Origin of the sequence: Motiliproteus sediminis, assembly GCF_017912535.1 — a bacterium.
Classification (GTDB): Bacteria; Pseudomonadota; Gammaproteobacteria; order Pseudomonadales; family Balneatricaceae; genus Motiliproteus; species Motiliproteus sediminis.
In genome coordinates, this window is the sequence record NZ_JAERQK010000007.1 from 87,016 (window position 1) to 99,370 (window position 12,355).

8 protein-coding genes are annotated in these 12,355 nt (G+C 60.3%); 7 read left to right on the forward strand and 1 reads right to left on the reverse strand.

The features are described from left to right. Positions 1 to 8: 8 nt before the first annotated feature. From aroB to JJQ76_RS12935, 7 genes are all read left to right on the forward strand, one after another. Complete coding sequence (gene aroB / locus JJQ76_RS12905; RefSeq protein ID WP_210397270.1) at positions 9 to 1,097, forward strand: 3-dehydroquinate synthase; 1,089 nt, start codon at positions 9 to 11, stop codon at positions 1,095 to 1,097. Further along, the gene (locus tag JJQ76_RS12910) at positions 1,097 to 2,674 is read left to right on the forward strand and encodes an AAA family ATPase (RefSeq protein WP_210397271.1); all 1,578 of its coding nucleotides are present in this window, start codon (positions 1,097 to 1,099) and stop codon (positions 2,672 to 2,674) included. The genes aroB and JJQ76_RS12910 overlap by 1 nt, the downstream gene beginning before the upstream one ends. Positions 2,675 to 2,853: 179 nt before the next feature. Beyond that, complete coding sequence (gene gltB / locus JJQ76_RS12915; protein WP_210397272.1) at positions 2,854 to 7,302, forward strand: glutamate synthase large subunit; 4,449 nt, start codon at positions 2,854 to 2,856, stop codon at positions 7,300 to 7,302. Between the two features lie 85 nt (positions 7,303 to 7,387). Continuing rightward, entirely contained in the window at positions 7,388 to 8,812 is a 1,425-nt protein-coding gene (locus JJQ76_RS12920) for an FAD-dependent oxidoreductase (protein ID WP_210397273.1), read from the forward strand. A 116-nt stretch (positions 8,813 to 8,928) separates the two neighbouring features. Then, positions 8,929 to 9,993 (forward strand): uroporphyrinogen decarboxylase, encoded by a 1,065-nt coding sequence (gene hemE / locus JJQ76_RS12925; RefSeq protein ID WP_210397274.1) that lies wholly within the window; start codon positions 8,929 to 8,931, stop codon positions 9,991 to 9,993. Between the two features lie 41 nt (positions 9,994 to 10,034). Next, a complete protein-coding gene (locus JJQ76_RS12930) occupies positions 10,035 to 10,652 on the forward strand; it encodes a transglycosylase SLT domain-containing protein (protein ID WP_210397275.1) in 618 nt (205 codons plus the stop codon). 104 nt (positions 10,653 to 10,756) lie between these two features. Continuing rightward, positions 10,757 to 11,356 (forward strand): YjaG family protein, encoded by a 600-nt coding sequence (locus JJQ76_RS12935; protein WP_210397276.1) that lies wholly within the window; start codon positions 10,757 to 10,759, stop codon positions 11,354 to 11,356. Positions 11,357 to 11,362: 6 nt separating this feature from the next. Here the strand turns inward: JJQ76_RS12935 and JJQ76_RS12940 are convergent, their stop codons facing one another. Further along, positions 11,363 to 12,301 carry an NADP-dependent oxidoreductase gene (locus tag JJQ76_RS12940; protein WP_210397277.1) on the reverse strand — a complete coding sequence of 313 codons (939 nt, stop codon included), beginning with the start codon at positions 12,299 to 12,301 and terminating at the stop codon, positions 11,363 to 11,365. Positions 12,302 to 12,355: the final 54 nt, after the last annotated feature.

Consider the following 12,355-nt stretch of genomic DNA (forward strand, 5'->3'; position numbering starts at 1 on the left):
CGGATACAATGCACAGGCTTGACGTTGCGCTGGGCGCGCGATCCTATCCCATTTTCATCGGTGCCGGGCTGCTCGATCAGCCGGAGATCTGGCGTGATCATATTCATGGCCAGCAGCTGATGGTGGTGAGCAACGAGACGGTTGCGCCAATCTACCTTGAACGTCTGCAGCGCAGCCTTGCCGCGTCAGGGAGTGATAGCGTTGTGCTTCCCGACGGCGAACGCTTCAAAAACCTCGACACGCTCAATCTTATCTTTGATCAGCTACTGGCTCAGCGGCACAACCGGACGACGACCTTGGTTGCCCTTGGCGGTGGGGTTGTTGGCGATATGACCGGTTTTGCGGCCGCCTGTTACCAGCGCGGAGTCGACTTTGTCCAGGTGCCTACCACGCTGTTGTCCCAGGTCGACTCCTCGGTGGGTGGCAAGACCGGTGTTAACCATCCCCTGGGGAAAAACATGATCGGTGCGTTCCATCAGCCCCAGGTGGTGATCATTGATACTGATACCCTGTCTACCCTGCCAGACAATGAATTGTCCGCGGGAATGGCTGAGGTGATCAAGTACGGCCTTATTCTGGACCTTGAATTTCTGGACTGGTTGGAGCTGCATATTGAGGCTCTGATGGCTCGCGATGCTGACCTTTTGGCCGAGGCGATTCGCCGTTGTTGTACCATCAAGGCGGAGGTGGTGGCGGCGGATGAGCGAGAGTCCGGCCAGCGTGCTCTGCTGAATCTGGGGCACACCTTTGGCCATGCGATTGAATCACACCAGGGCTACGGAAGCTGGCTGCACGGAGAGGCTGTAGCGGTAGGCACGGTGTTGGCGGCCGATCTGTCGCGGCGCTTGGGCTGGCTTGACAGCGCCGATGTAAGCCGGGTGCGAACGCTGCTGGAAAGAGCCGGGCTACCGGTACAGGTGCCTGCAGGTATGGATGAGGACGCATTCATGCAGCTGATGGCGGTGGACAAAAAGGTGATCGACGGTCAGCTGCGACTGGTGCTTCTACGGCAATTGGGTGACGCCGTCGTCACCGCCGACTTCTCTCCGGGTCTGCTACAGGAAACGCTGCAGGATGCGGTCGCGCGGGGGCGCTGATGGAGCGCGATAGCTTCGAATCACTATTGGATGAGGCGCCAGTGCTGCAGGAGCCAACCACTCGTGGTGAGCTTTTTCTGCCTGCTTCCCATATGCGGCTGCTGGAGAAGCTTGAGCACCTGAGCCGCTACAGTCACTTCGTCCAGGTTGTCGTGGGCCTCCCGGGAAGCGGCAAAAGCACCCTGATCAAGCAGTTTCTCCCTAGTGCTGACGATTCCGATATTCAGGCATGTTTGGTTTCAGCCAAAGACGGACTGACCGTTGCCGCCCTGCTGCGCCAGTTGGGTGAGCAGCTGCATCTTGAGCAGGCGGCCGCTGGCGGCAACGCGGAGCTGTTCAAGGCGTTGGTCGCGCGTGCCAGAGAGCTGGCCCAGATTCCCCGCTTGTTTCTGATCGTGGTTGACGACGCCGACGAGCTGTCTGACGCAGCGCTGGCGTTGTTGTTCAAGCTGCAGGAGCAGTTTGCCGATCCCGATGCCCGTCCTCATCTGGTGATGTTTGGTGGCCCCCGACTGAAAGACCAGCTCAAGGCCGAGGTGTTTAAAGAGGTCATGGCGCAATCCGCCCATGTGATGGAGTTGGAGCCACTAAGCTTCGATGAGATGCAGGGGTTTGTTGTGCATCGCTTCGGCGCTGATGCCGAAGCCTTGGGCGAGCGGGAGCTGAAGCAGCTCTATAACGATACGTTCGGATTGCCGGGGAGGATTCCGGCGGTGCTTGAGCAGATGCTAGAGCAGGAGTTGGCGGAAAAGCCGCCGGCCTCTGAGCGCTCGGCCGGCTCGCTGCCGGTGCGGTTGCTTTTGATCGGTGTGGTGCTAATGCTGCCGATGGTTGGCGGCTGGTTCTGGCTGACTCAGCAAGCGGGTAGCAGCGGGGAGCGATTGAGAGTGGAGCTGCCTGCACCGGCGTTGGCGGAACGCCCGGTCGTGCCCGAGCCTGAAGTAGTTGAGGAGACGTTGGAGCAGCGTCTGGAGAAAGTGCGCCAGGCGTTGGAGCAGGAACGCATCGCTCAGGCGTTAGCGGAACGCGCCGAAGCGCCGTCAGCGGCCGCGGCTTCGAATGTCACTGACGAGCCCACTGCAGTGGCGGCGCAGCTGCCTTTGGCGCCGGTCAAAATGGAGTCGGTGCCAGACGCCCCCCCTAAGCGAGTGTTGACCTTGCCGCCACCTGATGCCACGCCAGAGGGGGAAGCTGCTGTGGCCGCGGTATCGCCACCGGCTTCGACCCCGATCCTCGCTGCACCGGCGGCCAAGAGTCTTGCGCCGCAGACCCATGAGTTGTTACGAGAGCGCGAGCTGCTGGCGTGGGATCCTGCGGGCTATACCCTGCAAGTCCTCGGAGCGCGTCGCGAGTCCAGCGTTGCGGGGTTCATCCGTCAGCAGCGCAACCCCGAACAGTTCTTTTACTTCAGCACTCTGTTCAAGGATAAGCCTTGGTTCGTGGTGGTTTACGGTAACTACCCCGATCGTGCTGCCGCGATCGCCGCGATCGCTGATCTGCCGGTTGAGCTGCGCAAGCGCCGCCCTTGGGCGCGCAGCATTGAGGGCGTCCATAAGGATATTCGGCGTAAAGAATAATCAACGCAAAAAGCGTGCCTGATTGCCCCGAAATCATCTCATTGCAGCGCAACATTTGTTCTTGCCCCCGTTCGCGGGTAAAATGCTTGTCCCTTTTTCTCAGACGTTAGTCGATGGCACGCGGGTGGTGTCTTTCTATTTGTCTGATTTCAAAGCAATTTTTTGAGCGGGATTTGTGTATGAAGACAGGACTGTATCGCCCTGGCGAGTTCAAAGACAACTGCGGCTTCGGCTTAATGGCGCACATTAAGGGAGAAAGCAGTCACGACCTGTTGCTGAAGGCGATTGAGTCCCTGACCTGCATGACCCACCGCGGCGGCATTGCGGCGGATGGAAAAACCGGTGACGGTTGCGGTCTGTTGTTGCAAAAACCTGACAGTTTTCTACGCACTCTGGCTAAAGAGCTGTTTGCCAGCGAGCTGGCGCCGCAGTACGGCGTTGGCATGGTGTTCCTGTCCCGCGACGATGCTAAAGCGGATGCGGCGCGTGACCGCCTCAGTGCCGAACTCAACGCCCAGGGGCTGGATGTACTGGGCTGGCGCGTGGTTCCCACCGATCCGTCCTCGTGCGGCCCTATCGCGCTGGAAACTCTGCCGCAGATTGAGCAGGTGTTTGTAAATGCGCCGGCTGATCTGCAACCGGAACAGTTGGCGGTCAAGCTCTACGTTGCCCGTCGCAAGGCAGAGATCGCGCTGGCCGACGACGCCGACTTCTATGTCTGTAGCCTGTCCAGCACGGTCCTGTCCTACAAGGGTCTGGTGATGCCGGCGGACCTCACCAGCTTCTACAAGGACCTGGCTGACGAGCGGCTGGAAACGGCCATCTGCGTATTTCATCAGCGCTTCTCCACCAATACGGCACCGCGCTGGCCGCTGGCCCAGCCGTTCCGCAATATCGCCCATAACGGCGAGATCAACACCATTGAAGGTAACCGTAACTGGGCCAACGCGCGGGCCAGCAAGTTCGAGACCGAACTGCTGCCGAACCTGCAGGAGCTGCAGCCGATCGTCAACACCACCGGCTCCGACTCCTCCAGTCTCGACAACATGGTGGAGCTGATGCTGACCGGCGGCATGGAGCTGTATCGGGCCGTGCGGATGTTGATTCCGCCGGCGTGGCAGAACGTCGAGACCATGGACCCGGATCTGCGCGCGTTCTACGAGTACAACTCGATGCATATGGAGCCTTGGGACGGCCCTGCCGGCCTGGTTATGACCGATGGTCGCACCGCGGTTTGTATGCTTGATCGTAACGGTTTACGTCCGTCACGCTGGGTGATGACCAAAGACGGCATTATCTGCACTGCGTCCGAGATCGGTACCTACGATTACAAGCCGGAAGATGTGGTCGCCAAGGGGCGTGTCGGTCCGGGCCAGATTCTGGCAATTGATACCGCCACCGGTGAGGTGCTGCACACGGACGATGTGGATAACCGGCTCAAGAGCGCGTTCCCCTACAAGCAGTGGTTGAAAGAGAAGTCCTACCGCCTGGAAGCGCAGCTGCGTGACCATGATCTGGAGTTCAAGGAGTTCTCGCCGGATCAGCTCAAGACCCACCAGAAGCTCTATCAGGTCTCCTTTGAAGAGCGTGATCAGGTCATCCGTCCGTTGGCAGAAACCGCACAGGAAGCGGTCGGTTCCATGGGTGACGATACCCCGATGGCGGTGTTGTCGCAGCGGGTTCGTCCGCTGTATGACTACTTCCGCCAGCAGTTTGCCCAAGTCACCAATCCGCCGATCGATCCCCTGCGCGAAGCGATCGTGATGTCGCTGGAAACCTGTCTCGGGAACGAGCGCAATGTGTTCGAAGACACCGCCGGCCATGCCGAGCGGATTATTCTGGCGTCGCCGGTACTGGCACCGCGGATGTATCAGAAGCTGTGGGCCAACGAGATTCCGGGATTCGAGTCTCACTACATCAATCTCAACTACGATCCGCAGCTGGGACTGGAAGGTGCCATCAACGCGGTCTGTGACAACGCCGAGCAGGCGGTCCGTGACGGCAAGGTGCTGATCATCCTCTCCGATCGCGGCATCAAGGAAGGCCTGTTGCCGATTCATGCAGCGATGGCGACCGGTGCTGTTCACCACCGCCTGGTGCAGCAGGGTATCCGGACCAACTGCAACATCGTGGTCGATACTGGCACCGCGCGCGATTCGCATCAACTGGCGGTGCTGTTTGGCTTCGGTGCTACCGCTGTTTACCCTTATCTGGCTTACCGGGTGATCAACGACATGATCGCCACTGGCGAGATTCAGGACGACCAGATCACCTGCCACAGCAACTACCGCAAAGGGGTCAACAAGGGGCTGTTGAAGATCCTGTCAAAGATGGGGATCTCCACTATCGCCTCCTATCGCGGCGCGCAACTGTTCGAAGCGGTCGGTCTCGGTTCCGATGTGGTTGACCTCTGCTTCCGTGGCGTCGCCAGCCGCATAGAGGGCGCATCCTTCTATGACTTCCAGCGCGAGCAGGAGCTGCTGGCGAACCACGCCTGGAAGCTGCGCAAGCCGATCGATCAGGGCGGGATGCTGAAGTTCGTCCATGGCAAGGAGTATCACGCCTACAACCCCGACGTTGTTGGCACCGTGCAGCAGGCGGTCAAAGGTGGCGGTTACGGAGTGTATAAAGAGTACGCGGCGCTGGTTAACGAGCGCCCGGTCGCGACTCTGCGTGATCTGTTCAAGCTCAAGGATGTGGCCCCCGTCGCGCTGGACGAAGTGGAACCGATTGAGGCGATCTTCCCGCGCTTTGACTCGGCAGCTATGTCGCTCGGCGCCCTGTCGCCGGAGGCGCACGAGGCGCTGGCGATGGCGATGAACGAGCTGGGCGGGCGCTCCAACTCCGGTGAGGGTGGTGAAGATCCGGCCCGTTACGGTACCAATCGCCGCTCCAAGATCAAGCAGATCGCCTCCGGCCGCTTTGGGGTGACGCCGCACTATCTGGCCAACGCCGATGTATTGCAGATCAAGGTCGCTCAGGGTGCCAAGCCGGGCGAGGGTGGTCAGCTGCCGGGTGGCAAGGTCAATGGCCTGATCGCCAAGCTGCGCTACTCGGTGCCGGGAGTAACCCTGATCTCGCCGCCGCCGCACCACGATATCTATTCCATCGAGGATCTGGCGCAGCTGATTTTCGACCTCAAGCAGGTCAACCCGCAGGCGCTGGTATCAGTCAAGCTGGTGTCCCGTCCGGGTGTGGGGACCATCGCTGCCGGTGTGGCCAAGGCCTACGCGGACCTGATCACCATCTCCGGCTATGACGGCGGCACCGCAGCCAGTCCGATCACCTCGATTCGCCATGCCGGATCACCTTGGGAGATCGGTCTGTCCGAGGCGCATCAGGCGCTGCGCATCAATCACCTGCGCGACAAGGTTCGCCTGCAAACGGACGGCGGCCTGAAGACCGGTCTGGATGTGGTGAAGGCGGCCATTCTGGGTGCCGAGAGTTTCGGCTTTGGTACCCTGCCGATGGTGGCGCTGGGTTGTAAGTACTTGCGTATCTGTCACCTCAACAACTGTGCTACCGGTGTCGCTACCCAGCAGGACTATCTGCGCTCCAAGCACTTCATCGGTACCGTGGAGATGGTGAAGAACCTGTTCACCTTCATCGCCATGGAAACCCGTGAGTGGATGGCCAAACTGGGAGTTCGCACCCTGGAAGAACTGGTGGGTCGTACCGACCTGCTGGAGATTCTGCCGGGTGAAACCGACAAGCAGAAGCGACTGGATCTGACGCCTATCCTCAGCAACGATTTTGTGGAAGCGGATGCGCCGCAGACTTGCCAGAGTGCCCGCAACGAGCCCTATGATCGTGGCGACCTCAATCTGCAACTGCTGGCGGCGGCACGTGACGCGGTCAAGAACAAGTCCGGTATCGAGCTCAACTTCGGGATCACTAACTGTGACCGCTCCGTGGGCGCGACCCTCTCCGGCGAGATCGCCAAGCAATACGGCAACCTCGGTATGGAAGACAGCCCGGTGCGCGTGAACCTGACCGGTGTCGCCGGCCAGAGCTTCGGGGTCTGGAACGCCGGCGGTCTGGAACTGTATCTTGAAGGTGATGCTAACGACTATGTCGGTAAAGGCATGGCCGGTGGCAAGATCGTTATCCGCCCGCCTGCCGGCAGCGAGTTTGAAACCCAGAAAACCTCCATTGTCGGTAACACCTGTCTGTACGGTGCGACCGGAGGGCGGTTGTTCGCCGCCGGCTGTGCCGGTGAGCGTTTCGGGGTGCGTAACTCCGGTGCTCATGCGGTGATTGAAGGCGCGGGTGACCACTGCTGTGAATACATGACCGGCGGCTTGATCACCGTGCTGGGTAACACCGGCTACAACTTCGGTGCCGGTATGACCGGTGGCTTTGCCTATGTGCTGGATATCGACCGTACCTTCGTGGACAAGTACAACCACGAGCTGGTCGAGATCCACCGTATCAGCAACTACCACATGGAGGAGTACCGTAACCACCTCCGCTCCGTGATAACCGAGTACGTGGATGAAACCCAGAGCGCCTGGGGTCAGCAGATTCTCGATAACTTCGACGACTACATCACCAAGTTCTGGCTGGTGAAGCCGAAAGCGGCGAGCCTTGGCGAGATGCTGGAAAGCATGCGCAAGAGCCCTGAATAAGCGGTGAGCTTGTAACGGTTATCAAGGTGTTATGGACCCTTGTCCCCCAAGGTGGCAAGGGTCGATTGAAAGAGGATTAGGTGTAATGAGTGATCGCCTGCAAAACGACTTTCAGTTCGTCGAGGTCAAGCGTCAAGACCCCAAGAAGGTGCCCGCACGCATTCGCAAGAAAGAGTTTGCCGAGATTTACGGCTCGTTCGAACCGGAAACCGCGGCTTCTCAGGCTCATCGCTGCCTGGAGTGCGGTAACCCCTACTGCGAGTGGAAGTGCCCGGTTCACAACTATATTCCCAACTGGCTGAAGCTGGTTTCCGAGGGCAATATCCTTGAAGCGGTCGAGCTGTCGCACCAGACCAATTCGCTGCCGGAAGTGTGCGGCCGGGTCTGCCCGCAGGACCGCCTCTGTGAAGGCTCCTGTACCCTCAATCAGGGCGGATTTGGTGCGGTTACCATCGGTTCGGTGGAGAAGTACATTACCGACACCGCCATCGCCATGGGCTGGAAGCCGGACCTCTCCAACGTGGTACCGACCGGCAAACGGGTAGCGGTGATCGGAGCCGGCCCCGCAGGCATCGCCTGTGCCGATGTGCTGGCGCGCAACGGCGTCAGCGCGGTGGTGTTTGACCGTCATCCGGAGATCGGCGGCCTGCTGACCTTTGGTATTCCCGAGTTCAAGCTGGAGAAGAGCGTTATCAAGCGTCGCCGCGAACTGCTGGAAGGGATGGGGATCGAATTCCGCCTCAACACCGAGGTGGGCAAGGACGTCAGCTTCGATAGTCTGCTGGCCGAATACGATGCCGTGTTCCTGGGAATGGGCACCTACACCTACATGAAGGGCGGCTTCCCCGGTGAAGACCTTGATGGCGTCTATGACGCGCTGCCGTTCCTGATCTCCAACGTCAACCACTGCCTGGGTTACGAGAAAGATCCGGCCGATTTTGTTGATATGAAGGGTAAGCGGGTCGTGGTTCTGGGTGGTGGTGACACCGCCATGGACTGTAACCGCACCTCTATCCGTCAGGGCGCCAAGAGCGTCCACTGTGCCTATCGTCGTGACGAGGCCAACATGCCCGGCTCGCGCAAGGAAGTGGCCAACTCCAAAGAGGAGGGGGTCAAGTTCCTGTTTAACCGTCAGCCGGTTGAGGTGGTGGGTGAAAACGGCAAGGTGACCGGTATCAAACTGGTGACCACCGCGCTGGGCGAGCCGGATGCCAATGGCCGCCGTCGCCCAGAAGTGGTTGAAGGCAGCGAAGAGGTCGTGCCCGCCGATGCGGTACTGGTGGCGTTCGGATTCCGCCCCAGCCCTGCGCCCTGGTTTGAACAGTTTGATATCAAGCTTGACGAGGGTGGCCGCGTGATCGCGCCGGAAGATGGCGCCTGCGCCTTCCAGACCAGCAATCCCAAGGTGTTTGCCGGTGGCGATATGGTGCGCGGGTCTGACCTGGTGGTGACCGCGATTGACGAGGGCCGTCGGGCGGCCGACGGGATCATGGATTACCTCGAGGTCTAACCGCAGCAGTGCGAATAGCCCTGCAATTTCTACCCCTGAGGCACGGCTAACCGTGCCTTTTTTTTGGCAGTGCCTTTATACTGGGCGCTGATTTGATCTGAGCGACCGAGTACATCATGTCTGAACTGAAGAATGATCGTTTTCTACGAGCCCTGCTGCGCCAACCGGTAGATGTCACCCCCGTATGGATGATGCGTCAGGCTGGCCGTTACCTGCCGGAATACCGGGCTACCCGCGCTACCGCTGGCGACTTCATGAGCCTGTGCAAGAACGCCGACTTTGCCTGTGAAGTGACTATCCAGCCGCTGGAGCGCTATGCGCTGGACGCGGCGATTCTGTTCTCCGACATTCTCACCATTCCTGATGCCATGGGTCTGGGGCTTTACTTCGAGACTGGCGAAGGGCCCAAGTTCAAGAAGATTATTCGCAGCGAGCAGGATGTGGATGCGCTGCCGATTCCGGATGTAAGCAGTGATCTCGACTACGTGATGAACGCGGTCAAAACCATTCGCCGCGAACTTAACGGTCGGGTGCCGCTGATCGGCTTCTCCGGTAGTCCCTGGACGCTGGCCACCTACATGGTTGAGGGCGGCTCCACCAAGGACTTCCGCCATATCAAGCGGATGATGTATGAAACCCCGGCGGTGATGCACCAGCTGCTCGACAAGCTGGCGCAGACGGTTACCGCTTACCTGAATGAGCAGATCAAGAGCGGCGCCCAGGCGGTACAGATCTTTGATACCTGGGGTGGTGTGCTGAGTGGCCCCTGCTACGAGGAGTTCTCGCTCAAGTACATGAACCAGATCGTCAAAGGGCTAATCCGCGAACATGAGGGCCGTCAGGTGCCGGTGATTCTGTTCACCAAGAACGGCGGTCAGTGGTTGGAGAAGATCGCTGCGACCGGCACCGACGCACTGGGCCTCGACTGGACCACCAACATCGACGACGCCCGTGCGCGGGTAGGTGGCCAGGTGGCCATTCAGGGCAATATGGACCCCAGCGTGCTCTACGCCGGTGCTGACCGTATCCGCGCCGAGGTGGCCGATATCCTGGCACGCTTTGGTAGCAACCCCGGTCACGTGTTCAACCTGGGCCACGGTATCCACCAGTTTGTCGACCCAGAGAACGCCGGCATCTTCGTTGACGCGGTGCATGAGCTTAGCGCTCAGTACCACCAGTAACCGAGTGGACAACGGGGGCCCGTCGGGCCCTCAATCCTCTGATGAGACTGCCACCAGCTCTTTTTGCCGCCCTGATTGCCGTCACACTGCTGCTGAGCGGTTGTGCGACTGCGCCGCCCAGTAATATCAGCAACAGCTGCGAGATTTTCTACGACAAGGACGATTGGTACGAGGCAACCAAGGACAGCTTCGAGAAGTGGGGCGTGCCGATTCACGTCCAGCTCGCGATCGTGCATCAGGAGTCCAAGTTCCAGTACGACGCCCGTCCGCCGAAAGACTATCTGCTCGGCTTTATTCCCTGGGGGCGTAAATCCTCCGCTTACGGGTACGCTCAGGTGAAAGATGAAACCTGGGACTGGTACCGCCAGAAAACCGGTAACTGGGGCGCCGACCGCGACGACTTTGCTGACGCGGTGGACTTTATCGGCTGGTACGGCTCCATGAGCTACCAGATGTTGGGCATCAGCAAGTGGGACGCCCGCAACCAGTATCTGGCCTATCATGAAGGCCACGGTGGTTTTAAGCGCAAGACCTACAATCAGAAAGCTTGGTTGGTTCAGGTGGCGAAGAAGGTCGACAACAACGCTGCGCGTTACCGCGCCCAGTTGGGCAAATGCCGCGAACGACTGGAAAGCGGCTGGTCTCTCTGGCCTTTTTAAGCGCCGCTGCGCTGGCGAGCTGAAAGCGCTCGCGCCGCTCAGTTTGCTGACGCCATCCCTTTGATTGACGTAGAATAGCCGCAACCATCAACCGGGAGCACTCCGTGGAACTGAGCGAACTCTGTAATCGTCTGGAAAGTCTGGACCCGTGGCAACTGACGCTGTTTACCACGGCGCTGGCGGAACGGCAGTACCCCAACTACCAGCTGTTCACCGAAGTTACCGATTGGGGCGACGCGGACCAAGCACGGCGCCAGCTCGATAAACTGTGGGAGCGGCTTGCCAATCGCACCGGTTCGCTGAACGTCGAAACCCAGCTGGAAAAGCTGGAAACCATCACCCCGGACCCGGACGATTTCGATTTCTATGGCGTTCAGCCGGCGCTGGATTTCTGTGTCTGCCTGCACGCGGCGTTTGCCCAGCAGGAGGAGCCGTCGTTTGAAGAAGCGGGCGGCGTTGCGCAGGTGTCCATGGCTTGCGTCGATACCTTTCTGGAGCTGACCGCCGAGCCGGAGCTGTCCGACGAAGAGCTGGTGCGTTACATCAACACCCACGAGTTGATGGTGCAGGAGGAAGCGCTGCAGCAGCAGTTGCTGGAGCAGCTGCTGGCCGGCACCAGCGGCGATGCAGCGCTGGTTGACCAGCTTCGGCAGTTGGCCGCCAACGATGGCGTCAGCAATATCGGTATCAGTATCGACGACTGATCCGGCTCAGGGGGTCAGCAGCAGTTTACCCTGGGCGTGGCCGCTTTGGCTCAGCGCATGGGCCTTGGCCACCTGATCCAGCTCGAAACAGCACTCCACCCGCAGCTTCAACCGGTCCTCGGCCGCCAGCTGTGCCAGTTGTTCCAACTGCTTCGCATCCGGCCTGACCCGCATTCCCGTTACCTGAAGCCCCTGCTCGATGCCGGCGGCTATCACCTGATCCGCGGTGATGGTCGGCAAGGTCACTACACGGCCTCCGGCAGCCACGGCTGTCAGCGCGGCAATGGCGCTGTCGCCGCCGACACAGTCGATCAGCACCGCCACCGGCTCAAGCTGTGACAGCGCATCGGGCTGATGGTAATCGATGCATTGCTGGCAACCCAGCTCGGTCAGCCAGGGGTGGTTAGTGGCCGAGGCGGTGCCGATAGGTATGGCGCCGTGGGCGCGTGCCAATTGCAGCGCCAGGTGGCCCACGCCGCCCGCGGCGGCCAGAATCAGGACACGCTCACCGGGCTGCAGCCCGGCCTGTTCGAATAGCGCCTGCCATGCGGTCAGCCCGGCCAGCGGCAGGCCGCCGGCGTCAACCAGGCTCACGGGGGGCGGCACTTCGGCCCACTGGTCGGCGGGTGCGCAGACCTGCTCGGCATAACAGTTGCCGGCTTGGGGGAAGTTCAGCAGTCCCATAGCCCGGTCTCCCCGCTGCCAGCCACTGACACCTTCGCCAACGGCGTCGACGACTCCGGCGCACTCCCAGCCTGGGATCCAGGGCAGCTCTCCAATAAAGGGGGCGGCACCACCGCCGGCGCAGGTTTTCCAATCGATGGGGTTAACTCCGGCGGCCGCTATCCGCACCCGCAGCTCGCCTGGGCCCGGCAGGGTTTCCGCGAGCTGCTCGACGCGGAGCGCGTCCTGCAAGGCAAACTGGTGCAAACGAACCGCTTTCATCGGGGGCCTCCATCAGTGGCAGAGAGTTGTCAGGATAGATCGCTGCGCGCCGGC